The 23,408-nt window shown below is 59.5% G+C and carries 23 protein-coding genes; 7 read left to right on the forward strand and 16 right to left on the reverse strand.

What is annotated here, in order from left to right; translation table 11 throughout:
• Positions 1 to 51: 51 nt before the first annotated feature.
• The 6 genes from ACLBW8_RS16065 to ACLBW8_RS16090 all read left to right on the forward strand — a co-directional run bounded on the left by ACLBW8_RS16065 (position 52) and on the right by ACLBW8_RS16090 (position 3,594).
• Positions 52 to 249, forward strand: coding sequence for a hypothetical protein (locus ACLBW8_RS16065; RefSeq protein ID WP_447805802.1), 198 nt, complete (start codon positions 52 to 54; stop codon positions 247 to 249).
• An 84-nt stretch (positions 250 to 333) separates the two neighbouring features.
• Positions 334 to 414 (forward strand): Com family DNA-binding transcriptional regulator, encoded by an 81-nt coding sequence (locus ACLBW8_RS16070; RefSeq protein WP_410524802.1) that lies wholly within the window; start codon positions 334 to 336, stop codon positions 412 to 414.
• A 155-nt stretch (positions 415 to 569) separates the two neighbouring features.
• Positions 570 to 1,322, forward strand: a complete 753-nt coding sequence (locus ACLBW8_RS16075; protein ID WP_447805803.1) for an ankyrin repeat domain-containing protein — start codon at positions 570 to 572, stop codon at positions 1,320 to 1,322.
• Between the two features lie 125 nt (positions 1,323 to 1,447).
• Positions 1,448 to 1,765, forward strand: coding sequence for a hypothetical protein (locus tag ACLBW8_RS16080; protein WP_447805804.1), 318 nt, complete (start codon positions 1,448 to 1,450; stop codon positions 1,763 to 1,765).
• A gap of 51 nt (positions 1,766 to 1,816) precedes the next feature.
• A protein-coding gene (locus tag ACLBW8_RS16085) for an IS3 family transposase (RefSeq protein ID WP_447805805.1) occupies positions 1,817 to 2,979 on the forward strand; the annotation gives its coding sequence in 2 pieces (ribosomal slippage) (positions 1,817 to 2,072 and positions 2,072 to 2,979; 1,164 coding nt in all).
• A 156-nt stretch (positions 2,980 to 3,135) separates the two neighbouring features.
• Positions 3,136 to 3,594, forward strand: a complete 459-nt coding sequence (locus ACLBW8_RS16090; RefSeq protein WP_064452848.1) for an Hsp20 family protein — start codon at positions 3,136 to 3,138, stop codon at positions 3,592 to 3,594.
• A gap of 158 nt (positions 3,595 to 3,752) precedes the next feature.
• On the opposite strand, the gene ACLBW8_RS16095 is transcribed toward ACLBW8_RS16090, so the two are convergent.
• The 3 genes from ACLBW8_RS16095 to ACLBW8_RS16105 form a co-directional block, all read right to left on the reverse strand.
• Complete coding sequence (locus ACLBW8_RS16095; protein WP_447805806.1) at positions 3,753 to 4,313, reverse strand: fasciclin domain-containing protein; 561 nt, start codon at positions 4,311 to 4,313, stop codon at positions 3,753 to 3,755.
• Between the two features lie 191 nt (positions 4,314 to 4,504).
• On the reverse strand, positions 4,505 to 5,029 hold the full coding sequence (locus tag ACLBW8_RS16100; protein WP_447805807.1) for an N-acetyltransferase family protein: 525 nt from the start codon (positions 5,027 to 5,029) through the stop codon (positions 4,505 to 4,507).
• 441 nt (positions 5,030 to 5,470) lie between these two features.
• A complete protein-coding gene (locus ACLBW8_RS16105) occupies positions 5,471 to 5,653 on the reverse strand; it encodes a hypothetical protein (RefSeq protein ID WP_447805808.1) in 183 nt (60 codons plus the stop codon).
• Positions 5,654 to 6,019: 366 nt separating this feature from the next.
• Between ACLBW8_RS16105 and ACLBW8_RS16110 the strand changes: the two genes are divergently transcribed.
• Positions 6,020 to 6,325, forward strand: a complete 306-nt coding sequence (locus ACLBW8_RS16110) for a putative quinol monooxygenase (RefSeq protein WP_447805809.1) — start codon at positions 6,020 to 6,022, stop codon at positions 6,323 to 6,325.
• Positions 6,326 to 6,333: 8 nt separating this feature from the next.
• Here ACLBW8_RS16110 and ACLBW8_RS16115 read toward each other — a convergent pair whose 3' ends face one another.
• From ACLBW8_RS16115 to ACLBW8_RS16175, 13 genes are all read right to left on the reverse strand, one after another.
• Complete coding sequence (locus tag ACLBW8_RS16115) at positions 6,334 to 7,383, reverse strand: hypothetical protein (RefSeq protein ID WP_064452844.1); 1,050 nt, start codon at positions 7,381 to 7,383, stop codon at positions 6,334 to 6,336.
• An 11-nt stretch (positions 7,384 to 7,394) separates the two neighbouring features.
• A complete protein-coding gene (locus ACLBW8_RS16120) occupies positions 7,395 to 9,203 on the reverse strand; it encodes a hypothetical protein (RefSeq protein ID WP_064452843.1) in 1,809 nt (602 codons plus the stop codon).
• 3 nt (positions 9,204 to 9,206) lie between these two features.
• A complete protein-coding gene (locus ACLBW8_RS16125) occupies positions 9,207 to 10,493 on the reverse strand; it encodes a hypothetical protein (protein WP_447805810.1) in 1,287 nt (428 codons plus the stop codon).
• Between the two features lie 19 nt (positions 10,494 to 10,512).
• Complete coding sequence (locus ACLBW8_RS16130) at positions 10,513 to 11,442, reverse strand: hypothetical protein (protein WP_447805811.1); 930 nt, start codon at positions 11,440 to 11,442, stop codon at positions 10,513 to 10,515.
• A gap of 59 nt (positions 11,443 to 11,501) precedes the next feature.
• Positions 11,502 to 13,865, reverse strand: coding sequence for a hypothetical protein (locus ACLBW8_RS16135; RefSeq protein WP_447805812.1), 2,364 nt, complete (start codon positions 13,863 to 13,865; stop codon positions 11,502 to 11,504).
• A gap of 10 nt (positions 13,866 to 13,875) precedes the next feature.
• Positions 13,876 to 15,015, reverse strand: a complete 1,140-nt coding sequence (locus ACLBW8_RS16140) for a hypothetical protein (RefSeq protein ID WP_064452839.1) — start codon at positions 15,013 to 15,015, stop codon at positions 13,876 to 13,878.
• On the reverse strand, positions 14,994 to 16,430 hold the full coding sequence (locus tag ACLBW8_RS16145; RefSeq protein WP_447805813.1) for an alkaline phosphatase family protein: 1,437 nt from the start codon (positions 16,428 to 16,430) through the stop codon (positions 14,994 to 14,996). The genes ACLBW8_RS16140 and ACLBW8_RS16145 overlap by 22 nt, the downstream gene beginning before the upstream one ends.
• Positions 16,420 to 17,640, reverse strand: coding sequence for a metabolite traffic protein EboE (eboE, locus tag ACLBW8_RS16150; RefSeq protein ID WP_432750650.1), 1,221 nt, complete (start codon positions 17,638 to 17,640; stop codon positions 16,420 to 16,422). The genes ACLBW8_RS16145 and eboE overlap by 11 nt, the downstream gene beginning before the upstream one ends.
• Positions 17,637 to 18,521, reverse strand: coding sequence for a TatD family hydrolase (locus ACLBW8_RS16155; protein WP_447805814.1), 885 nt, complete (start codon positions 18,519 to 18,521; stop codon positions 17,637 to 17,639). Before ACLBW8_RS16155 ends, eboE begins: the two co-directional genes overlap by 4 nt.
• Before the next feature lie 32 nt (positions 18,522 to 18,553).
• Positions 18,554 to 19,237 (reverse strand): EboA domain-containing protein, encoded by a 684-nt coding sequence (locus tag ACLBW8_RS16160; protein WP_447805815.1) that lies wholly within the window; start codon positions 19,235 to 19,237, stop codon positions 18,554 to 18,556.
• Positions 19,234 to 20,103 carry a UbiA family prenyltransferase gene (locus tag ACLBW8_RS16165; protein WP_064452834.1) on the reverse strand — a complete coding sequence of 290 codons (870 nt, stop codon included), beginning with the start codon at positions 20,101 to 20,103 and terminating at the stop codon, positions 19,234 to 19,236. The genes ACLBW8_RS16160 and ACLBW8_RS16165 overlap by 4 nt, the downstream gene beginning before the upstream one ends.
• 5 nt (positions 20,104 to 20,108) lie before the next feature.
• Positions 20,109 to 21,974 (reverse strand): 3-dehydroquinate synthase, encoded by a 1,866-nt coding sequence (locus ACLBW8_RS16170; protein WP_447805816.1) that lies wholly within the window; start codon positions 21,972 to 21,974, stop codon positions 20,109 to 20,111.
• Between the two features lie 412 nt (positions 21,975 to 22,386).
• Complete coding sequence (locus ACLBW8_RS16175; protein ID WP_128588043.1) at positions 22,387 to 23,325, reverse strand: LysR family transcriptional regulator; 939 nt, start codon at positions 23,323 to 23,325, stop codon at positions 22,387 to 22,389.
• Positions 23,326 to 23,408: the final 83 nt, after the last annotated feature.

Here is a 23,408-nt window from a genome sequence, read left to right on the forward strand (position 1 = left end):
GACTACCATGTTTAAGCACGGATATTCCGAGCGTTTGAACGGAGAGGCAGCATGAATATTGATAAGAGTGCCCCAGGCAATATTTCGCAGCAGGAAGTGACACGCGGCACGGACAACGAAGCGGGTCACGACCCTCGCCGGGATGAGCGCGAGATCCGGCCGCCTCAGAATGATGATCCCTCCCTTGAAGAGGATATGTCGGACGTGGACGCTGCCGATTCAGTGGCGAGCGAGCATCCCGATAACTGACGAGTTTCATGTCAACGAGCCCGGCCATCGCGTCGGTTTTTTTATTGCCCACGGAAAGCGCGATTCAGCAAAAGGAATTTGCAGATGTTGAAAGAATTCAGATGCGGTAACTGCAAAAGACTTCTCGCCCGTACGGGTGGGGTTGAATCGCCCCGGATTCTCTAGATGCCTTGCAAGGTCAGGGGAGCAATCAGCTTTTTGGTCAGTGGTGGCCACTTGCCTTTGGCAACAATCCAAGTCATTTTGGCTAAAGGCCGTTCATGATCCGATCAGTTTCGAAAAAAACTTGTGATAGCGCCATTCAGGAGAAGGATGCCTTGATGAGTAAAAAAGGATTTTCACTATCAGTGATCTTGTTATTGTTTTTGAGTCTGACGGCCTGTCAGTCAAACACGCGTGTCGCTGGGAATACCGTAAATCAGGTCTATAAAGACGCTAAAGTCACGGCAATGATTAATGCGGCAACGGATGGGCGCACTCAAGACGTCGCTAAATTTGCCTCCCAAGGGGCTGATGTAAATGGCGAAGGTACCGATGGGACTACGCCGCTCATTTGGGCGATAAAAGCAAGAAACTGGCAGGGTACAGAGGCGTTACTTAAAGCAGGAGCCGACCCCAATTTTGCGACCGAGAAATTCAAAGGGATTTCTCCGATGTGGCTCATGTCGGGGGGTAATAGCCTAGAGGGTTTAGCTCTGATGCTTCGCTATGGGGGAGACGCAAAAGGCGATTCTCAGCCACACATGAGAGATCGGCCCCTGAACCTCGCGGCCAGCGAAGGCAGACTAGAAAACGTAAAGCTACTTGTCGCCGCTGGCGCAGATATTAACGCTCATGACTCTTTTGGGGGATCTGCAGCTGATGAAGCTGCAATCTTCTCGCACTTTGAAGTCGTAGCCTGGCTGCTTGAACATGGTTACAACTACGATCTAAATAAGTTGGCCAAGCTGGTTCAAATAGGCAGAGAGCCACCGGGATCCGAGTCTCAGCGATGGAAGAACACAGTGATATCTATGCTGGAAAAGCGCGGTGTGACATTTCTCACTCCGGTCACGCGTGATCCTCGTCCTTAGTTTTGGGGGGATAGGCCCTTGCTAGGCTTTTGCATTACACCTCGCTGACGTGGATGCCCGGCTAGGTCCGAGGTACAGTCGTTGAGTTCCAAATTTTCCTATCCGTCTAAATCGCAAGGATGCCCATGCGTAAAATCTTGATAGCTTTGTCGCTCGTTATTCCCTCGCTCGTGCTGCCTGGCTGCTCAGCTGTGTCGACGTTCGACAAGTATGCATCCTTGCGCTTTTATGAATTGACTCGAACGAACGTTCAGTACAATTACTTTGATGGCAAGTCAGGCATGCTGAGTTCTAATCCCAACTTTCGGAATAGAATGCTGCCCGCACGGATTGCCGATAACAATCAATGGATGGACTTCACTGATGACATGGGGCGAGTCATAAAGACGTTTGGAAATACTCTACATCGCGACACATTTCCAGCTGGGCTTGTAGTGGTCTAATGAAACCGGCCACCCATTTAGGCGAGAATGCTCGCCAGATCGAGGTGTCAGATGACCAAACAACGCCGCTCCTTTACTCCTGAATTCAAGCGCGAGGCTGCCGACCTTGTGCTCAAACAAAACTACAGCTACATCGAAGCCAGCCGTTCACTCGGCATTGGTGAATCGGCATTGCGTCGCTGGGTTGACCAGATTCAGAAAGAACATAAAGGCGTCACCCCGCAGAGCAAGGCACTGACTCCGGAACAGCAAAAAATTCAGGAGCTGGAAGCCCGGATTGCTCGGCTTGAGCGAGAGAAATCAATACTAAAAAAGGCTACCGCGCTCTTGATGTCGGAAGATCACGAGCGTTCGCGCTGATTGACCAGTTGAACGCCCATGAACCGGTTGATTGGCTGTGCAAGGTGTTTGACGTCACTCGCTCGTGTTACTACGCCCAGCGCCTGCGGCGCCGCACGCCCGATGTTGAACGGCTTCGATTGCGTAGTCGCGTCAGTGAGCTGTTCTCGCAAAGTCGCAGCTCTGCTGGCAGTCGCAGCATCCTGTCGCTGATGCGTGAAGACGGTGAGCAACTCGGTCGATTCAAAGTGCGTAGCTTGATGCGCGAGCTTGATTTAGTCAGCAAACAACCCGGCTCCCATGCCTACAAGCGGGCAACAATAGAAAGACTGGATATCCCGAACACATTGAACCGCGAGTTCGACGTGCCAGCGCCCAATCAAGTCTGGTGCGGCGATATCACCTACATTTGGGCGCAAGGAAAGTGGCATTACTTGGCTGTCGTCCTGGATCTTTGTACGCGTCGGATCGTGGGCTGGGTGCTGTCGGAAAAGCCAGACGCTGAGCTGGTGATCAAAGCGCTGGATATGGCTTACGAGCAGCGTGGCAGGCCTTCGGATCTGCTATTCCACTCGGACCAGGGATCGCAATATGCAAGCCGACTCTTTCGCCAGCGGTTGTGGCGATACCGCATTCGCCAGAGCATGAGTCGACGAGGAAACTGCTGGGATAACGCACCGATGGAGCGCGTATTTCGCAGCTTGAAAACAGAATGGATACCGACCGTGGGCTATCGAACTGCGCAGGAAGCACAGCGCGATATCAGCCATTTTTTGATGCATCGCTACAACTGGATTCGGCCTCACCAATTCAACGATGGGTTGGCGCCAGCGCGGGCCGAGGAAAAACTTAACGTCGTGTCCGGGATTAGTTGACCACTACAAACCTCGTTAACCACGGCTTTGCCTAGGCATCGTAAAATTTTTTATCTGCCCTCTTGAAATTTTTTCCGTCGCACATAAATTTTTATCACGCGACGCCGAATGCGGGTCGCGCACTTGATCACTTGGATTTAATCAGGAGATTTAGAGATGGCTACTACCCTTTCGTTGGCCCCGCTGTTCCGTCAATCTGTGGGCTTCGATCGTTTCAATGACCTGTTTGAGTCGGCGCTTCGCAGCGAGGCTCCGAATACCTATCCGCCTCATAATGTGGAAAAGCATGGTGATGACGAATACCGTATTGTCATCGCAGTAGCTGGGCTCACTGAAGCGGATCTGGATATCCAGGTCGAGAAGGGGGTTTTGACAGTCGTTGGCGACAAGCGTGAAACCGGGAAAGAAGTAACTTATCTGCACCAGGGCATCGCGCAACGAGCATTCCGGTTGTCATTCCGTCTGGCGGATCACATTGAGGTTCGCGGTGCTTCGATGAACAACGGACTGTTGAGCATTGACTTGCTGCGCGTGATTCCTGAAGAAGCCAAACCGAAAAAAATCGCTATCGGTGGCGAAGCTACGCCCGAGCTGCGTCAGGTTGGCTTGCAGTAAGTTGGCGGTAAAAAAGGCGCTCTTAGTAGCGCCTTTTTTTGTGGCCTGGAGTGAAGGCTTAGCCCTATGTACAGAGCCTGCGAACCTCTGGAGCCGTTTCCTTGACATACACGTCCCAACACCCGGCAAGCGCTGCGCCTGCCGGGTGTGAAGAGCGTTTAAGGCATCAAGACCGAGTCGACAACGTGGATCACGCCGTTGGACTGCATCACGTCTGCGATGCTGATACTTGCTTTGCCGCCCTTGGCATCGACTACCCACAGTTTGCCGTCGTGCAGTTTGATATTCAGCGACTCGCCTTGAACGGTTTTCAGCACAACGGTGCCTCCGTTCTTTTTGGCGTCGGCCATCAGCTGTGCCGATGTGTGAGTGCCAGGCACAACATGGTAGGTGAGGATTTTAGTCAGGTCGGCTTTGTGTTCAGGCTTGACCAGTGTGTCGACGGTACCTGCCGGCAGCTTGGCAAAGGCTTCGTTTGTCGGTGCGAATACGGTGAAAGGCCCTTTACTGTTGAGCGTATCAACCAGTCCGGCGGCCTTGACTGCCGCAACGAGTGTTGTGTGGTCCTTTGAGTTGACCGCGTTTTCTACGATGGTTTTGCTGGGGTACATCGCTGCGCCTCCGACCATCACGGTGTCGGCGGCAAAGCTGAGCGTTGCGGTGACGGAGAGAATCGAGAAGCAGGCGGCAGCAGCAAGTTTTTTGTAAAAAGCGTGCATGATGTATCTCCTTGGCTCTTATGCCCTCCGAGTGAGGGTATTGAATCTACGAGCCAACGATCAAAGTGGATGCACCGGTTCATAAAATAATTTTTCAAGGACTGCGCGGGCCTGTTCAGGCCTGTGGGTTGCTGCCAATGATGTGCGATCTACACCAGGGCGCGCATAACAAAAAACGCACCCCTTCTTGCCTAGCTCAACCGGGTAAAGGGCAACCCATACCTCACCTCTACCAGTGCTGCACCGCCGCGCTGAAGATTACGCTCACTGCCTTTTTCCTCCACGCATCCGGCCCTGCGATAAAATCGGATAGCCCTTTCATTACCGGTCAACACCCAAAGCGTTAAGCGCTGATATCCCTGCTCAATCAAGCACTGCAAACCTGCTTTCCACAAGGCCAGCCCGACGCCGGTTTGCCAATGGCTGGCTAACACATAGATGGCCATGACCTCACCTGCGTTTCCCTCGGCGGCATCTTCGTCACGGCTGGCGCCGACTGATATCCAGCCAACGACCTGCTGGTTCAGCTCCGCGACCCATACGTTCGACTCGGCCGATTCAATCGAGCGAATCCAGGATGATTCACGCTGAGCCAGCGTTGCGTCCAACGCGTTCAAGTATTCGGCAGGTATCAGGTCGCGATACGCTTGCTGCCAACTGCTGATGTGCACCTGGGCGATGGCCTTTGCGTCGCTGGGTAATGCTTGACGAATCATTGATGAACTCCTTGTTCGGGCACTGAGCGCCCTTTAGTCAATCCAGTAAGCACGGCGATAAACAAACAGGCAATGACGCCCCTACGCAGCTGCGTTGGAAACCGCGATATCGCAGTTTTTTATTGCCTGGAGGAAAGCAGGGGCGAAGCGCGTGGTGTTGGCTTCGTCCAACCCCAAAGCACCAGCGTAGTCCAGCACAGTTTTCTGTCAGTTCGGTTACCGCAGGCGCGCTTTGACGGGCCTTGCAACTCAGTCGTTACGATAAACAACCCGTCTAGATCAATGGTTACAACGCAATTCAGGGTTGCCACAGGTGATTTTGGCCGTTAACCTGAAAATGTATGAATTGTTACGAATAGTTTCGTGCATGACCTGTTTCGGGTCACGCGACTTCAGGATGAGGAACGAAAAATGTTTTCACACGAAGGTCCCGCAATAGAGCTACTGCTGTTCATTTTTGGCTTGGCAGGCCTGCTTTTGGTCGTTTGGTTTTTTCACCACCGATACGAGCGAAAGAACGGGAAAGGCGTAAAAAAACAACAAAATCGTAACGAAAGGCGCTCTGCGTAAGCGGTTGCTTACGATCAGGTCGGGCCGGGTTGGAGCAGTGGCGGCTTCCATCATGAGAAGTGGCCAGGCTCCGAGCGGGGTGCGGACTGGCAGCAAGCGATGCTTGAATACGCCGTGTACCGTGTTCCAGCGAGCAAAATATGCTCAGGCCTGACGGCTACGACTACAGCGCCGGTAAACACGTGCAGTGGGCGCATGATGCGAAGGTGATTGCAGCGCATAAAGCCACCGTTCACCGGACAAAGAAAAGCCCACGATGGGGGCGCGGGCTTAAAAGGTGTTCACTTAGGAGCTGGGTTAAGCCTAGGCGCTCAACTGTGAAAACCCTGTGAAATAAAAGTGCCTGTTACGTCTTTTGCCGCCCGCTCTTTGCTCACGTACTGTGCGGGTTCCCTATCCAGCCTATGCAACGGTGTTTTCATGTCAGATGAAGTTCGGCTTGTCGTGATTATCCATACCCAGCCCGGTAAAGGTTCGCAGCAGTTGGCCGCATTCGAAGGGCTGGCGCCCAAGGTCAGGGCCGAGCATGGCTGCCTGCAATATGATTTGCACCCGGTTGCGGGCAACCAAGACAGTTTTGTCCTGATCGAAACGTGGGCTTCCAGGGACGCACTGGATGCCCATCATCTGGCCGCCCATATGGTGGAAGCGGCCAGGCACAATCCCTCTTTTCGTGCCGGGCCCGCTACCGTTTTGATGTTAGACGCTGCGGTCTTGCCTGCATAAGGCGGCGTTCAGAGCTGCACCCGGCGTAACCGCCCACTCAATGGCACCACCGTGTTGTCGGGTGTGGGTATGCGCCGGCCGGCCAGCCCCATGCCTTCGCTCACTAACACCGCGCCTTGCACCACACACAGGTTGGACGGCGTATCCAGCCCGCGCGCCAATACTTCGACCGGCCCGGTGTGCAGGTTGCAACGCAACAATCGCCCACTGAATCGAGTAAAACCGCCATGCAGCGGCTCGCCGCTCCAGTCCGGCGGCAAGGGTTGTTGCAGGTGGTTGCATAGCTCCAGCACCAGCAGGTTGCCCTGCGGGCACAGCGCCAGGCCCGTGGGCAATTGCAAGCCGCGTATTACCACCTCAATCTGCCCGCTGGCCGGGTGCACTCGGACCACTTGGCCTGCGAAGTCGGCAAAGTCGATGCCCTTGCGCGCCGGGTCGCCGTGCAGCTCCCCGGAGAACAGGCTGATCAGCACCGCGTCTGTCTGCGGTTCATACACCAGGGTCACGGGGACGGCTTCCTGGCCCATGTCCAGTTCGGGCAATTGCACCAGCACCTGTTCGTCCTGGCCGTCGCGAAACTCCACCAGTTGGTTGGTATCGGGCTTGACCGCCAGCCAACTGTTGCGGGTCGGGTGATAACACAGCGCATTCAAATTGCCACGGCTGTGAAACACCGGTTCGGGCGGGCTGTATTGCAGGTCGAGCAGTTTGGAGCCGCCGACATAATCGGTCTGGCTGGCCAGGCAACGGCCGCCGCCGCAGGCAATGTCCGACAACCCCATGATTTCATCACGCAGCATGCGCGCCTGCATGTTCATGGCGCGAAAGCCTTGTGCGAGGGTCTCGCTGGGCAGATAGGCACCGGGCTGCAACGGGTCGGGTCGTAGCCGACTGACGCGGCCGCTGAACGGCTGGTCCGCCAGGCCTGAGCCGGCCTCGGCCAGTAGCAGGCTGCCATCGGCTTGCACGCACACACCGCGTGGGTTGAGCAGGCTCTCGGCGATCAGTGTACTGGGGCGCAGGTTTTCGATGGGCTGCGCCGGGATATGCAGGGTCATGGGCGTTGCTCCTATTGCGGCGGCTGCCACGGGCTGCCGGTGAGATAGGCGCGCAGCAGCGCCCGTTGGGCCGGCGACATCGAACGCACCACCGGCATGAACAGTGTGGTGCCTTTGTAGGCGTCCGAAGTGCGCGCGAGGATGGCGTTCTTCGCGCCCATGATCGCGTCGGGTTGGTTCAGCGGGATGTAGCGCGACATGGCGGGGAAGGCCAGATAGTGAAAGCGCAGCACGTTCGGGTACATCTGCTGCCAGGTGATGATGCTGCCCTTGGGAATGCCGAAGTCGGTCTGGGCATATTTGCGCAAGTTGGTGAAGAAGGCGCCGTCGTCCACGCCATTGGCCGTGCAGGTCAGCGCGACAAAGCCTGCCTGGCTGGCGCTGCCGGGTTTGAGGGTGACCGGAAAACTCACCGTCTGTTGGCCGGCATTGACGGTCAGTGACGTCGGAAAGTTGAGGAAGTCGGTGTATTGCTTTTGATCATAAACCCCAGGTGCGCTGGCCCCCAGGCTGACCTTGGTGGCGTTGGGCACCGGCCCGCCCAGGTAGCTGACCTGTAACGTGATGGTCAGGCCATTGGGGTAATCCTCCAGGTACACATTGCGCTGATCGGCGTATACCCGATAGGTCGATTCGGTCGCGTTGAGTTTTTGACCGTTCACCGGGTTGGGCGCGGTGATGTTCAACGCGGTGGTCTTAACGGCTTGCTGCTGGCTGGCATTGAGCGCCACGTCGACGATGCCGCCGTACACGTAGTAATTGACCAACGGGCTGGTGGTTGGGTTGAGGGTCATCAACGCGGCCGCGCCAGCGGAAATCGTCACCGGCCCGTAATTCGCATTCGGCCCGATAGGGCTGGTGATGTCGTCCCGCACGGCCCGGAAGGTTTGCTTGGGGATGACGTTGACCATATCGAGGCTCAGCAAGCCATTGTTGCCCAGGGCTGCATAGGCGGCATTGCCCGTGACCTGGTTGACCAGTTGCCGACCTGGCTGGCAGCCCGACGGCTCGCCGGCAAACGCCGGGGCCAGGGTACCGATCACGCGGCCGATGCTTGGGTTGGGCGTGTATTTGCCCGCCGCGTAATCGGCGTCCAGTTGCGCGGTGGTCATCTGCGGGCACATCTCGAACATCACGAAACGCAGGACAATGCCGGTCGCCCCCGGGGCCTGGATGATCGCCTTGAGGCCGCTGCTGTTTTGGTTCCAACTGACGATGCTGCTCAGCGGGAAGGTCAGCTGGAACGTGCCGCTGGCATGGAACGAGCCCGGCGCGTCCATCTTCGCCGGGTCGAGCACACGGCCGGTCACGTCGAAACTGCTGCACACCGCATTGCAGCGGATCAGCAACTGGATATTGTCACTGCTGCCGATTTGCAGGCCGCCGACGAATATCTGTGTGGTGGTCGACGCGCTGGGGTCGAGGTCTACCATCATCGGGCCGGACACCGGGCCTTGTCCGGTGACCGGGTCCACCGAGCCCAGCAGGTACACGGGCTGGCCGACCTGGTCGCCGGTGGTGCTGATGTTGCCCGGCGCACCTTGGGAACTGATCAAGGCGTTCTGCATGTCCACCACATGCTGGCCATAGTGGTTCCAGCCGCCAGCGGTGTAGTAGTTGCCGGCCGGCGCGTTGATCATGTTGTTCAACTGGTCATCGGTATACGGCTGCGCACCCGGCGCAAGGGTCGACGTGGTCAGGTCGAACAGCGGCCAGTTCGGGTTGCCGTTGAAGGGAATGGTCGGTGAGTTGTTCGGCAAACTCACGTCCGTGCGGATGCCGCCCCAGAAATTCAGTCGTGGTCCGTTGAGGATGCTCATGGTCTATTCCTTGTCCGTGGCGTGTGGGGTGACAGGCGAATTGGCGAATTTGAACAGGTAGGAGAAGTCGGATTTGAACGGGCTCTTCACCGGTGTCGCCATGGAGTGGCAGTTCATGCAACTGCTGTTGGGCTGGATGTAGCTTTCCATGGTCACGTTGGCCGACAGTGCCGGTGTCGGTTGGCCCAGCGGGTTACTCGGGTTGTTCGGCATCAATGGGCGCTGGGTGGTGATGAGCTGGTAGTACTTCAATACGCTGCGTTGCAGGCCGGGGTTGGCCTGGTAATTGGCGTTCACCCAGCCTGTGGCATCGGCAATCGGTGTCACGCGGTTCAGAGGGTTCGGCGTCTGGAACGTAGTGCCGGGTTTGGGCACGCAGACCAGTTGCGTGCCCTGGGTTTGCCAGTTGCACGGTGACTGGTTGAGCGTCGCGGCAGGCGCGAGCGGGCTGTAGTAGGAATAGGCGGTGCCGGTGACAGGCTGGTCGACCCATTGGCCATTGACCTTGGCCTTGGGCGGCACGTTTTCGATTTGCTCGAAGGTCGACCAGATCCACTGCGGGTAGCCATTGACCTTGGTGATGATATGCAGGCCCACCAGCCCGAGGTAAGCCTCGGTCACCCCGGTGCGTTGGCCCTGATTATTGAAGGTGGCCACGCGCGCGAACTGCGTCAGGTAATGGCTGGCGTTGTCCTTGGGCGTAAGCATGCGCCAGCTCGATTTGATCTCGATGACCCCGTTGGGGAAGCTGATGTTGCTGGCTTTGGACACCACGTTGGCGTTGTAGAAATTGTTGCCCACGATGTAGTTATAGGAAGCCAGGTTGGCCGAGATGTCGTAGTAGGTCGGGTTGCCCGCCTGGTCGATCAACCAGCCGCCGACGGCCTGGTCGATGGAGTTGACCAGTGAGCTGTTCTTCAGCGCAGCGATGTTGATGATGCCCAGGCTGCGAGCGGTCAGCGGGCTGTTCCAGGGCCCCGGGTTGGCGGCTCCCGGCAGGAAGATTTCGCTGACGGTTTTGTAGGTCTGCCACACCGTGTAGCCGGCATCGCCCGGTTGTTTGTTGCAGTTGGGCGTGCCGCGTTGCCCGTCCTGGGCAGGCCAGTTCAAGGCGATAAACATCTGCCAGCTGTATTGATCGAACTGGTCCTGCGGGGCAGTGGCGGCCGGTGCGCTGCTGGGCGGCTGGCAATTGAGCTGCGTGGCCAGCGTCGACGCCTGAGGCGCCTCCCGGGCCTGGGCCGACAGGCTGACCAGCCCGAGTAACATCACACTGAATAACGTTTTCATGGCGATCCGTCCTTGTAGGTCAGGGTTTGCGCTGCATGAGCTGGTTCCACTGCGCCTTGTGGCCGTTGCTTTGGGACGCCGGCGGTTCGAACAGCTGGCAAGGCGGCGGGTTCGACGGGCACATCGCGGCCACTTGGTCCCAGGTCTGTTTCGGGTCGGGTCTGGCGATACGGAAATTCGTGTAGTTCTGGCTCACGATGGGTGCATTCGCGACGCTGGCGTCCCCCGAAAAGAAGAATGACTGGGGCAAACGGTAGGGCGGTGACCCCGACTGTTGTTTGTTGAAGGCATACCCGAACAGGATCGGCCCCGCCGGTGATTGCAGGTCCAGCGCATAGGCCTGCACGCTGCCGTTGAGGTTTTTGCTGCGCGCGGCGCTGTACGGCAGGTGTTCGATAAAGCTTTGGCGTGGCGGATGATTCATCGGTGAAAACATGCAGCAGGCCGGCATGTCTTTCGGGCGGTCCTGCGGATACGTCAGGAAGTACGCCTTGTTGCCCAGGGACACGAACGAGCAGGTGTAGTTGTTGTTCTTGATCGGGAAGATCGGCAAGCAGTACTTCTCGTAGTGCTCCATCATCGCGCCGAAGCCGAAGCCGTCGCCGTCCGCTGGGATGTAGGCGGTGTCGTAGTAGCTGGTGCCCTTGGAAACGGTGTAATCCGCAGGCGTGAGGGTGGAAGGTGGATTGCTGTAGGGCGGCGGGTTTTTCTCGTAGTTGTTCATCACCCGGTACATTGTCCAGTCGCTGATCCATTGCGCCGGAAAAAACGGATCGGACGGGTCGCCGGGCGCGCGCTCGGCAATGCAGTTGCCGTTCTGTTGATTACATCCCTCGCTGTTGTGCACCCCGTTGGTGAAGTACACGGCGCCGCTGTCATCTGCGGCAAACGCGCCAGGGCTGAGCAGCAGTATCAGCAGCAACAGTCGGCTTAAGAGGCTGGTGTTCATAGGACACTCCTGTGGTGTGCCGGGTGATTGTTTCGCCACCCGGCGATCCTGTGTGTGGCTTAGTCGTAGTCGCTCATGCTGAGTGGAATGGGCGGGTAATTGCGTTTCACCAGGGCTTGCGCCCACAGCTCCAGCACCGCGCGACGGCTTTGCGGCATGTCCCGTGTGATGGGCATCGCCAGGGTGCTTTCCTCCTGGTATTCCTTACTGATCAACACAATCAATTGGTCGACGGCGCCCTCGATGCGCGTCAAGGAGTTGAGTGGCATGAACTTGCTCATGATCGGGTACAGGTAATAGAACGGCTGCAGGATGAAGGGGTAGATGAAGGTCTCCCAGATCACGGTGCCCGCGTCCTTGTTCATATAAATGCGGTTCCACGCATTGACGAAATCCTGCTGCAGCTGCGGCTCCAGCGGCAGTACGCGCAGCGGTGCGAGGAAGTCGGTGAAGGCCGTCGGGAGCGGGAAGCTGAACGGAATGGTGGGTGTTTGCTGACCTTCCTGCAGGAAAAAACGCAAGGTCGGAAACCCCGGTGCCAAGCCCGTGACGGTCAGGTTGGCGATGCCATTGGCGTCGGTCTGAATCTTGGTCAGGCTGTATTGCACCGTACTGTTGAGCGGGTCCTGCAACGTGCCCTGCATCGCGATCGGGTTGGCGAACTTAAGCGTCGGGCTCAAGGCGACAGCGGCGGGTGTCGGCAGAAATTGCTGATAGGTCACCGGCGTCATTTGATCCGCCGCCACCGCGAGCCGCGTAGCCATGAGCTGGCGGCCCGTGCCCTCGGTCACCTGGCTGAGCAGCGTCGATGCACCCTGGAATTGCGGCAGGTTCGCGCTGTTATTGGCCGGGTTTTGCGGGTCATTGTTGAAGAGCGTGAAGTTGGCCGGATTGCTGAATGCCAGGTAGTAATCGGTGGTGCACAGCATGTAGGCGTTGCCGTATTCCGCCACCCACAACGTGGTGCCGGCCGGTGCGGGCAGGCCGTCGTATTGCACCATGACCTGCAGCGTCCGGGTGTCGCCCACGTCGATAAAGCTGGCGCTCTCCACCACTTCGGCGGTCCACATCTGCTGGGTCGCGGCGGTGACGGCGGTGGCGCCCTGCAGTTGCAGTTCCAGGGTGCCGGTTTGCAGTTGCGTCTGTGCTTGTGCCGTCAGCGTCAGGTCGAGGATGCCGGAGCGCTTGTCGAACGCCGCCTGTTGATAGTCGTCATAACCGAAGCTGGCCAGCGGGCTGAACTGGCCATTCTGGCGAGTGCCAATCTGGTAGTTGCCGGCCTGGTACTTGGCGGCTACCGGTATGGCTGCGTTTCTGTCGATCGGATAGAACGGGAAGGCGTTGCTCAGGTCCAGCGACAAGGTCGCGCCATGGGCCTGGGCCGAGATCACACCCAGTTGCGCCGGTGTTGACTGAGCCGGCGTGGTTTTGTAGATGGGCACGGGGCTGGCGGGCAACAGGCGTCTGCCAGCGGGGGCGGTGGGGAACTCGTCTTCGAACCACAGGCCCAGGGTGCCCACCGTACGGCTGTAGGCGGGGTTGAAGAAAATATCGCCGACGTTGTCCAGACCCTGCTGATACATGGCCTGCACCTTGGCCTGGGCTGCCGCACTGGAACTGTGGGTGTCGATGGGCGGGTAATTGTTGAGGATGCCGTTCTTGTCGTAGCAGGTCAGGTAGGTGGAAAAGCGGAACATCAGGCCCTTGGCGTTTTGTTGCGCCATTTGCGTTTGCAGGTTTTGCAGCAAGGCCGAGTTGCCGATCACCCACTCCAGGTTTTCCTTCGGGAAACAGGTTTGCCAAGTGGTGGTGACATAGGCCAGGCCGCCCAGGTTGGCCCAGTTGAAGTTCAGGAAGCGGTCGAGCATGCGGAACTGGCGATTGAGCGTCAGGCCGCACTGCGCATTGCCCAGCACCAGCTTGTCGAAATACAGCGCGGTGAAGGTGTTCTGCCAAGGGCTCACGTCCACGAAGCGCGCCGGGGAGGAGGGGGCGCCGCCGAAGGGGTTGCCGAGCAACTGGAAGCTCTGGTTGATCAGCGGGTCCTGGCTCACATAGCCACCGTTGGGCAACTCGCCGCCGGTGACCACCGATTGGGTCTGGTTGTAGCTGACGGTGCCGCACGCGTTGTCGCCGAACAGGTTCCATTCGCCGGGAATCATCGGTGTGGTCAACTGCCCGGCATTGCCCGGCACCTGCATGACGTAGGGCGGTACGCTGGCGGGTGACAGCGGCGCGATTGTCCACGGCAGCAAGGTGCTGATGGCGTTTTCCGGGGTGATGTTGAAGGCCTTCAAAAACGGCCAGTTCATCTGCATTTTTACCGCGTCATAGAGCGGGTACATGTCGTTGTTGTTGGCGGTCGGCGGGTTCCAGAACATATGGCCGCCCAGGTAGATACGCGGGAAATTCAATACGCTCATGTGAGGCTCCTTAGCGTTGCCACTGGGCGCGTTTGAGCGACCAGACAAAGTCCAGTTTGTGGTAGCCGACAAAGTCTGCGGGCGGCAGTTCGGCCGTGGGGTACACGATGCCGCCCTGTTGTTTGAGGGCGAAATTGAAGTAGCCTTTTTTCGCTGAATACGCGGCGGTGCTGTGGCAGGCGAAACACGAAGACTCGCTCTGGAACGCCGACTCCAGCTGGGAGTTGGCGAGCAAGGTCGGCAGCGTGTTGGATTGCACGCCGATCAACTCGTACTGCGCCAGGGCCGGGAAGTTGGCCTGAAACGTCGTGTTCACCGGCTGCGCCGCCTTTGTGGGCCCGGTGCTGTTGGTCATCGGCGTTGCAGGCGTCGCGTTGGTCACCGTGTACTTGCTGTTGTTGCGGTTTTCGAAGGTGGTCCACACCCAGTCGGGGTTAAGTTTGTTGATCACATGCAAACCGCTGAGCGCGGCGTAGCCGACCAGGTATTTACCGTCCTGCTGATAGTAGGCCTGGGCAATGTAGTAGCCATCCTTGATCAGTTGCTGCTGATAGGTCGGGTTGTTGCCGATCCACAGCCAGGCAGCCTTCAACTCCCAGGCGGTGGAGGGGAACGACAGGTCGCTGGTCAGCGCGGCCTGGCCATTCACGTTGTAGACGTTCTGCTGCACGATGTAGTTGAAGGTGTCCTGGCCCATCAACAGTTGGAAACGTACCGGCTGGCCTTTTTGCGCCGCCGGCACCTGGCCGCCCATCTGCAGGATCAACCCATCCACTTGCTGCGTGGCATTGAGGTTGTGAAAGGTACGGTTGAGGTTCATGCCCAGTTTTTGTGCCTGTGCAATCACCTCGATCGGTACGCGCTCGCGCTCGGCATACGGCAGGGGCTGAGCGCCATTGCTCAGGTAGACCTGATCCGAAGGCTTCATGGTCTCCCAGACCCGATCCGGGCTTTGCGCGGAGACGTTCTGGTTCAGGCAGGCAAACCAGTTCCAGGCGAGCGTGTCGCGGCTTTGCACGAAGGCCGCGCGGGTCTTGTCGAGGTTGCCTCCAAACTGCAGGAACTGGGTGCAGTCGAAGGGGGTGGTGCCTTGGGCATGGGCCAACCCGGCCAATGCACTCAGGACAGTTATAGATAAGGCTCGCCGCATGGAAGCTCCTTGGCTGTGGCCAGTTCGAGGTGTGGGCGCCCCAGGAAGTGTTCCAGGAGCAGTTGCTTCACTGTCGTCGCCGCAAGGTGTTGCGGTAGCGCCAGTGCGCAATTGGTGATCAGCAGCGGGCCGGTCTGTACGCTGCTGGGTAAGCGACCATGGCTGCCGCGTACCAGGGTGGTGTCCAGTGGGATGAGGTCCATGTAGTAGCGAAAGCCGAGCTTCTTTTGCAGCAGGCGGCGCGCCACTTTCAATGTGGGGAAACGAATCGCCGGGTCGATAAACAGCTCGGCCGGGTCGTAACCGGGCTTGCGGTGGATGTCCACGGTGCGCGCGAAATCCGGTGCGTTGCGATCATCCATCCAGTAGTAATAATCGAACCAGAAACCGGCGGCGGCCACGGCCACCAGCTCGCCGCTGCGCGGGTGGTCCAGTTGCCAGGCGCGTTGTTCGGCCTTGTCCAGCACCTGCTCGATGCCGGGCTGGCGTTGCAGCAAGGCTTTGACCCGCGGGATGTCCTGCGCCTGCTTCACGTAGACATGCGCGACCTGATGGTCGGCCACGGCAAACGCCGCGCTGGCGCCGGGGTCGAGCAATTCCCAGCTCAGGGACTGGCGCACCTGCAACAGGCCTTCGGCGCGCAACACACGGTTGATCGACACTGACTGCTCGACGGCTTCGATGCCATATTCGGACAGCAGCATCACTGCCGCGCCTTGCGCTTGGGCAAAGGTCAGCAGGCGACCCACTTCACTGTCGATGGCCCGTACTTCACCAGCAATCGAGGGATGATCGGGCCCCACGCGCTGCAAGCTGTAATCGAGGTGCGGCAGGTAGATCAACTGCAAGTGAGGCCGGTTGATCTGGAACTCGACCATCGCGCAATCGACGATCCAGCGGCTCGATGCAATCCCTGCCGCCGGGCCCCAGAACCCTGGAAACGGAAACTCGCCAATCTGCCGTTCGATCTGTTCGTGCAGCCCGGGTGGCGACGAATACAGACCGAATTGTTTGCGACCATCCGCCGGGTAGTGCGGGCGCGGGGTGATCGCGGCGTCCACGTCGGCGTACATGTTGTACCACCAGAACAACTGGCTGCAGCGAAAGCCCGGGAGCTCGCGCTTGAGCGTGTGCCAGACTTTTTCACCCTCGATCAGCGCATTGGGTTGCAGCCAGAACCGCACTTCGGCCTGGTCGCGAAAGTACCAGCCATTGCCGACGATGCCGTGTTGCGACGGCGGCGCGCCGGTGAGGATCGAGGCTTGTACCGTCGAGGTGACGGCGGGGAACACCGGTTGCAAGTAGGCCATCTGCGCGGTCTTGAGCAGGGCATTGATATGCGGCGTTGCCTCACCCAGCAGCGATGGCGTCAGCCCGACCACATTGATCAGCAGCAGCGGTTGTTCAGAGCGCATGGGCGTACGCCTCGTGCTTGAGGGAAAGCAGCAGATTGCGCTGGCGCAGTTGGTCCTCAACCCAGCGCAATTCGGCGGCGATCCCTTCCAGTTGCGCCCGCTCGGTGGTGGGCCGCAGTTGCGCGGGCAGCACCCCCCAGCTGTAGGTTTCCACTTCCAGCACCGGGCGGAAGTCACCATGGGCCGCCAGGTAATCGAAGGTCTGTGCCAACGCGGCCTGGCTGCCGCTGAGTTCGGGCAACAGCAAGTGTTCGCTGAACAGCGGGATATGGAAATGAATGCGCAGTTCACGCAAACCGCTGCAGTCGGCGAGCGCGGCCGGCAGGTCCGGCCAGCTGATAATGCGGCCGAGAGGGTCGAGCGCTTTTACCTGATGCAGGTAGGTGGTTTCGGCGAAGGTGCTCAGGGTCTCGAGCACGTGTTCGCGGCGATGCGCGTCCTCAGTTGGCAAGCGGCAGATCATCGCGTTGGACAGCTGGATCTTGCCCACGGGCACCTGGGCTTGACGCAGCCTGGCCAGCGACTGATAGCAATCCTCGAACATTACCGCCTGGTGGCACACATCAAAACACAGGGCCAGGTAAGCATGGTTCGGGTCCAGGCGCTGCCGACGCTGGAAGAACGCGATGGCCTGCTCGGTGTTTTCCAGCACGCAATCGGGCTCCATCTCCAGGCAGAACACGATCTGCTTGCCGGTTTCCCGGTGCAGGTTGGCGAGTGCCGCAGTGAGTTGGTTGAGGTGCTCGTCGGCGCGCGCCTGCAATGGCGCGGTCCAGGTGGCGGCATAGCCCAGCGGCACCGTGGAAATCACTCCTTGGTGGCAGTCGACCGGCAAGGCCTGCGCGAGGATGCGCGCCAGGTTCAGGCTGTAGGCCAGCCGCTGGGGGTCGGCCCAGTGGGGTAAATACACCTCGGCTTTCACTGCGCCCTGATGGAATTCGCCATAGGGAAAACCATTCAGCGACGTCAGCCGCAAGCCGGTTTGATCGAGCAACTCGAGGAATTGCGTGCACGCCGATGCCTGTTGTAATTGCGCCGCAGCGTGAGCGCAGATCCACAAGCCGCTGTCCTGTTCGTGCAGCCCGCGCAGGTGTCGCACGCCCTGAAAGTGCTGCTCGATGGAGGTGCGTAACCCGGCCAGGTCACGGGTCGGGTGCACATTGCTGCAATACCCGACCTGGGGCGCCGTCCAGCCGCTACGGGGGCTCATTTAACCACCGGTTCCTGGCCGCGCAGGGCCGAGTTTTCCTGCCATTGCTTGCGTTGGTCGATGGGCAGCGGGGTGCTGACCAAGCTCTTGTCCAGCTGGCCGCTCTGGGCAAAAAAGTCCACCGGATTGTGGAACAGCACCTGTTCTACCTGGGCTTCAGTAAAGCCCGCTGCCAACATCGCCTGGCCGGTCTTGGGCACCTTGAGCGGGTCGCTGATGCCCCAGTCGGCGGCGCTGTTGACCACCATTTTTTCGGTGCCGTATTCCTTGAGCAGGGCGACCATGCGCTGCTCCGACATCTTGGTGTTGGGGTAAATGGAATGGCCGCGCCAGCACTCGCTGTCCAGCACCAGCGGCAGGGTCAGTTCGTTGAGGTGGTCAATAATCACCAGGTGCTCGGCGATCCCCACGTCCCGGATCACCGCCAGTGTGCGTTTGGTGCCACCGATCTTGTCGCGGTGTGGCGTATGCACCAGCACCGGCAGATTTAATTGTTTCGCCAGCTCAAGCTGCGCCGCGAGAAAGCGATCCTCTTCGGGGGTGATGTCGTCGTAGCCGATTTCGCCCACCGCCACCACGCCGTCCTTCACCAGATAGCGCGGCAGGATCTCCAGCACTTCGTTGGCGATCGACAGGTCATTCGCTTCTTTGGGGTTAAGCCCGATGGTGCAGAAGTGATGGATGCCGAACATGCTCGCGCGAAAGCGTTCCCAGCCCAGCAGCGTGTCGAAGTAGTCGACGAAACTGCCGACGCTGGTACGCGCCTGGCCTTGCCAGAACGCCGGTTCGATCACCCCGGTGATCCCGGCGGCGGCCATGTTCTGGTAGTCGTCGGTGGTGCGGCTGACCATATGAATATGCGGATCGAAGTACTTGAGCATGGTGAATCCTCGTCAAGGGCAGGCGGTGTGCATCAGTTCAAGTAGGCGTGCCATTCCGGCGGCAGGCGCAGGCCGCGCAGGCGCTGGTGTTGCGCCTGGCTGAGCAGGTCAAAGGCGATCACTCGGGGCAGGCCGGGGGACACAGTGCGTTCGGCCGCCAGTTGTTCATCGAGCAGGTCGAGCGCCAGTTGGTTGAGGCTGACGCTGTGGTGCTGCGTCAGGCCAACCAGGCGCCCGACGTCGAGGCCCATGCCGAGTGCCTTCAACACCAACTGGTGAAAGGCGCGCTCCGGGTAATGACGTGACGGGTAGGCCGTGTCGAGGGCGAGGGCGGCGAATACCTGGGGGTTACTGGTGCGCCCGGCCTGCAAGGCCAGCTCCAGGCACACCCCGTCGCTGTCGAGCCAGTCGAGGGCGCCAAGCAGGGCGATTTTTTCCTGATCGTCGCCCCACAGGAACAGCTGGCGCAGCAGCGGCAATTGTTCGTCCACCGGGGTATGTTCCAGCGCATTGGCCAACACCAACGCACGCGCCAGCTCGACGGCATGGCCCGGCAACTGACGCTTGCACTGGCCGCTCAACAGCGCCGCGGTGGTGGCGTCCGGTTGTTGCGCAAGCTGTGCCTGAGCCTGCTGCCACCACTGCAGTTGGGCAGCCGCCAGTTGTTGGGTCAACACGTGGCGGTGTTCGGTGAGGCAATCCTGGCGCATGTTCATGTCGGCTTGATCCAACGCTGAAAGTGGGGGAGCAGGAAAAACACCAGTACACACAGCAGGCTGCCCAACGGCTGATTGGCCACGGCCAGCACCAGCGCATCAAACAGTGGCAAGGCGGCCAGGCCCGCCCCGATAAACGCGCGCACCTTGCGCTGTTGCGGGTTGGCCAGGTACTTCCAGTAGTGCCAGCCCAACCACCCCAGCCAGAGCAGCAGCACCGGCCAGAACCACAGGTTATTGGAGTAGATCGCCAAGGCCAGCGGGCTCAGCATCAACAGCAACGGCAGGCGGCTGATCAGTTGGTTGCGGTGCTCCTGACGGGCCAGGTAGGTCAAACCGCTGATGTACACGCCGAGCAGGATTGCGCACAGCCAGATCGGCTCTGGCGGCACGGCCAGGCTGGCGGCCGCCGTGAGGTACAGCGCCGAGCGGCAGGCGCCCATCAGCCAGACGCTGTGGGCGTATTTCTTGTGCAGCAGGTTGTAGCCGAAGATGCAGCCCACCAGCAGCACCACACTGCCGAGCAGCCAGTGCGGTTCGTCGATCAGCCGGCTCAGGCCCAGCACCGCCGCCGCAGCGAGTATCAGCAACAGCGCCGTGGCCAGGCCCACGTGCTGACGGCTGGCCAGGCCCAGGGTGATCGGTCGCGGGTTGTGGTGTTGCTGGTCCCAGTCGGCGTCCAGCCAGTCGTTGAGCAGCATGCCGGCCAGGTACAGCAACGACAGCGTGATCAACAGCAGCACCCACACCAGTGACGACGGCGGCGCCATTGCCCCGGCACTGCTGGCGAGCAGGGCGGCGGCCAGGGTGTTGGTCCACACCGTGGGCAGGTTGGACACCCGGCCAAGCGTCATCCAGGTTTTCATCGGGCTCATTGCGCGTAACCCTCGCCCAGGGGCACTACCGCATCGCTGCGGGTCGACAGCCGTAGCAGCGCCGCTTGCATTTTCGCGCCGTCGATTTCATGCAGGTCCACCGACTGGCCGATGCGGTTGAGCATGGGGATCGACAGCTGCCCACCCAAATGCTGGCGAAATTCCTCCAGGCCGAGCAACAGCGGTGAGCGGCCCTGCGCATCCTGCAAGCTCAGCTCCGGTGGGCACAAGTTGAAGCCCAGCTTGCGCAACAGGCTCATGACCCGTTGCGTGTCGGCGTCGCTCAACAGCCCGAGTGCATTGGCATACAGCCCGTCCAAGGCCATGCCCACCGCAACGGCTTCGCCATGGCGCAGCCGGTGGTGGCTGAGGTTTTCCAGTTTGTGTGCGGCCCAGTGCCCGTAATCCAGGGGCCGGCCGTTGCCGCGTTCGAACGGGTCGCCGGCGCCGGTGATGTGCCCAAGGTGCAGCTCGGCGCAACGGCGAATCGCATAGCGGCTGGCCGCGTGGTCGAAGTGGGCGAGGGCGTCGGCGTGCTGTTCCATCCACTCGAAGAATGCCTGGTCCTTGATCAACGCTACTTTGACCGCTTCGGCCAGCCCGGCGATCTGGTCGCGGCGGGTCAGGCTGGTCAGCAACTGGAAGTCATTGATCACCGCCGTGGCGGGGTAGAAGGCGCCCAGCAGGTTCTTCTGGCCGAAAGCGTTGATGCCGTTTTTCACGCCGATGCCGGCGTCGTTCTGGGCCAGCACGGTGCTGGGGATACGGATCAGGCGAATGCCCCGGTGGAAGGTGGCGCAGGCGTAGCCCACCGCATCCAGTACCGCGCCGCCGCCCAGCGCCAGCACGTAGCAATGCCGGTCCAGGCCGTGTTGCAGCATGTCGGTGTAAAGCTGCTCCAACACCTGTGAGGTTTTGCTCAGTTCACCGGCCGGTACTGCGAGGGGGGCGGTTTGCAAATGCAGGTCGGCATGGGCGGCGAAATAGGCGTCGATCTGTTCGCGCAACTGGGGCGCGCTGTGCAGCAGTTGCTCATCGGCGAACACCATCACCGTCACGGGGGTGTGGTGCTGCGCGGTAAGCGCGCGGTGCAGGCAAGGGTTGAGCGGGTCGAACAGGTGGTCGGTGAAGATCACCGGGTAGTCGTAACTGACCTCGAACCGCCCGCGCAGAGGCGGCTCCACACGGGGCTTGCGCTTGAGCAGGCTGTAGCCGGCAACAAATGCGACCGGCAATACCATACTGGCGAGGATGGTCACCAACAGCGCGTTCTGCTCGATCAGGAACGTGCCGATGGCCGTGTAGGCCAGCGCGAGACCGGCATTGGCCAATGTGGTAATCAGCAAAAAAGCCCGCAGCGGATAGCGTTGCATCCCGGCGGCCACCACCGAGGTTTCCGCCAACACCGGCACGCCGCGCAGGCAGATCAACGACAGCGTGCCCAGCCGATACCCCAACTGCCCAGGCGAACGTTGATGCAAGCCCAGGCGGCCGGACAACAGCCGAAAATAACCGGCGCCCAACGCATACCCCAACCCGGCGCCCAGGCACAGGCCGATAAAAATCACCAGGTAACCACCGAGGCTGCCGAGCATGGCCACTGCCAGCAAGGCGACCATGCTGGAGGGCACCGGTAGCACCACGTCGAGGGAGAGCAGGGCGATCAGCAGCAGTGCAAGGTTGAGGGTCTGGGCCGGCGTGGAAGGCTGGTACAGGTTCAGATGAATCAGGAAGTCCTGGATTTGTTGTTCAAACAACAGAAAGCTGGCAATCACCAGTACAGAAAAGCACAACAATGACAGCCAAAAATGTTCGGCTGGCCCCTTTTTCGAAAACGCACGATACCACCGGCTGCGCTTCATCAAAGCATCCCTTTTGAGTGTTAAGACTTAAGTTCCGTGTCAGTGTCCGGGGCTGTTTTTAGAGCAATAAAATCCCTCGCCTGGTGGGCTGGTTTTATGCGTAATGGCTGATGGCTTTCACGGTATTCATGAACTTAGCCGGTTGTGGTTTTTTTGCAAGTTTGCGAATGAAGGAGTTTTAAACGGGGGCTTTAACGAGGGGGGCGTCACGCAACTTATCCAAATTTTACAATTAGTTGTATGGCTTTTTGCGAGGCGTCAAGAACGCGTTGGCGGCGCTTTGCATACGTATCAAGTTGATGACAAATCCTGTGTGTTCGTTATGTGGGTTATTGCCGCTGGCTATAAGTATTGTATTGATTTTAGGTTGTCGAGAATGACTCCACTTAACCCGTATGAATACGGTTAAGACTTACCCCGTCAACCTGAAGCCGCCGGACAACTTATCCTTTAGATAGCTCACTAACGTACTGACCGACTTGGGTACATGAGGCGAGTAGGGGCGTATCAGGTAAATCTCATCGGCAAATGCGCCTTTGAGTGTCCACCCCTTGAGCACCTGTACCAGTTTGCCGCTGGTGAGCGCGGCATGGGCGCTGAAATCCGGGAGCAGGGCGATGCCCAGGTGGTTGAGCGCCGAATCACGCAAGGCTTCGCTGTTGTTAGTGGAAAAGCTGCCGGAGATCGGTACGGTGACGCGTTCGACCTTTTTGCCGCCGCGTTCGAACGTCCACGCGGGTTGGTCGGTGCCCCGTGGGTAATAGAGGCAGTTGTGTGCGGTGAGATCGCCGGGCTCGCGCGGTTCTCCGTGGTGTTGCAGGTAATCCTGTGTGGCGACCAACACCGACGTGGTGTCGCACAACTTCCACGCCACATGGGTTTCCGGCACCTGGAAGCCGTGCCGCACCGCCAGGTCGTAACCTTCGGCCGCCAGTGAACTCAAGGCATCCGACACATCCAACTGGATACGCACCTGCGGGTATTGCTGCAAGAACGCCGGCAGGTGCGGCACCAGTTGCTGCCGCGCAAACGCCACCGGCGCGGTGAGGCGCACCAGCCCGCGAATCTCACCGGCCGAGTCGCGCACCGAGGAAAAACTGCGGGCGATATGTTCATAGGCGCTGCGCACTTCCCGGGTCAAAGACAGCCCTGCATCGGTCAGCCGTACGCTGCGCGTGGTGCGGGTGACCAACCGCGTGCCGGTGGCCTTTTCCAGGTCCGAGATGCGCTGGCTGACAGCGGATTTACTCACCCCCAGGCGTGCGGCGGCGGCGGTGTAGGTGCCTTGTTCTTCCAGCACTGACAGCCAATGAATGTGGGTCCACAACCCTTCGATCTCAGCTTTTTCCATGGTTCTATTGTTCGCATATGAGGACAATCAGTTCTGGATTCTGCTCTGGTTTGGAACAAACCGAAAGCCTATCGTGTGTTCCA

This window comes from Pseudomonas sp. M5A4_2d (assembly GCF_053345295.1).

Coding starts and splice junctions, on each gene's coding strand:
- ACLBW8_RS16065 (WP_447805802.1), top strand. CDS start 52: ATGAATATTGATAAGAGTGCCCCAGGCAATATTTCGCAGCAGGAAGTG.
- ACLBW8_RS16070 (WP_410524802.1), top strand. CDS start 334: ATGTTGAAAGAATTCAGATGCGGTAACTGCAAAAGACTTCTCGCCCGT.
- ACLBW8_RS16075 (WP_447805803.1), top strand. CDS start 570: ATGAGTAAAAAAGGATTTTCACTATCAGTGATCTTGTTATTGTTTTTG.
- ACLBW8_RS16080 (WP_447805804.1), top strand. CDS start 1,448: ATGCGTAAAATCTTGATAGCTTTGTCGCTCGTTATTCCCTCGCTCGTG.
- ACLBW8_RS16090 (WP_064452848.1), top strand. CDS start 3,136: ATGGCTACTACCCTTTCGTTGGCCCCGCTGTTCCGTCAATCTGTGGGC.
- ACLBW8_RS16095 (WP_447805806.1), bottom strand. CDS start 4,313: ATGCACGCTTTTTACAAAAAACTTGCTGCTGCCGCCTGCTTCTCGATT.
- ACLBW8_RS16100 (WP_447805807.1), bottom strand. CDS start 5,029: ATGATTCGTCAAGCATTACCCAGCGACGCAAAGGCCATCGCCCAGGTG.
- ACLBW8_RS16105 (WP_447805808.1), bottom strand. CDS start 5,653: ATGATGGAAGCCGCCACTGCTCCAACCCGGCCCGACCTGATCGTAAGC.
- ACLBW8_RS16110 (WP_447805809.1), top strand. CDS start 6,020: ATGTCAGATGAAGTTCGGCTTGTCGTGATTATCCATACCCAGCCCGGT.
- ACLBW8_RS16115 (WP_064452844.1), bottom strand. CDS start 7,383: ATGACCCTGCATATCCCGGCGCAGCCCATCGAAAACCTGCGCCCCAGT.
- ACLBW8_RS16120 (WP_064452843.1), bottom strand. CDS start 9,203: ATGAGCATCCTCAACGGACCACGACTGAATTTCTGGGGCGGCATCCGC.
- ACLBW8_RS16125 (WP_447805810.1), bottom strand. CDS start 10,493: ATGAAAACGTTATTCAGTGTGATGTTACTCGGGCTGGTCAGCCTGTCG.
- ACLBW8_RS16130 (WP_447805811.1), bottom strand. CDS start 11,442: ATGAACACCAGCCTCTTAAGCCGACTGTTGCTGCTGATACTGCTGCTC.
- ACLBW8_RS16135 (WP_447805812.1), bottom strand. CDS start 13,865: ATGAGCGTATTGAATTTCCCGCGTATCTACCTGGGCGGCCATATGTTC.
- ACLBW8_RS16140 (WP_064452839.1), bottom strand. CDS start 15,015: ATGCGGCGAGCCTTATCTATAACTGTCCTGAGTGCATTGGCCGGGTTG.
- ACLBW8_RS16145 (WP_447805813.1), bottom strand. CDS start 16,430: ATGCGCTCTGAACAACCGCTGCTGCTGATCAATGTGGTCGGGCTGACG.
- eboE (WP_432750650.1), bottom strand. CDS start 17,640: ATGAGCCCCCGTAGCGGCTGGACGGCGCCCCAGGTCGGGTATTGCAGC.
- ACLBW8_RS16155 (WP_447805814.1), bottom strand. CDS start 18,521: ATGCTCAAGTACTTCGATCCGCATATTCATATGGTCAGCCGCACCACC.
- ACLBW8_RS16160 (WP_447805815.1), bottom strand. CDS start 19,237: ATGAACATGCGCCAGGATTGCCTCACCGAACACCGCCACGTGTTGACC.
- ACLBW8_RS16165 (WP_064452834.1), bottom strand. CDS start 20,103: ATGAAAACCTGGATGACGCTTGGCCGGGTGTCCAACCTGCCCACGGTG.
- ACLBW8_RS16170 (WP_447805816.1), bottom strand. CDS start 21,974: ATGAAGCGCAGCCGGTGGTATCGTGCGTTTTCGAAAAAGGGGCCAGCC.
- ACLBW8_RS16175 (WP_128588043.1), bottom strand. CDS start 23,325: ATGGAAAAAGCTGAGATCGAAGGGTTGTGGACCCACATTCATTGGCTG.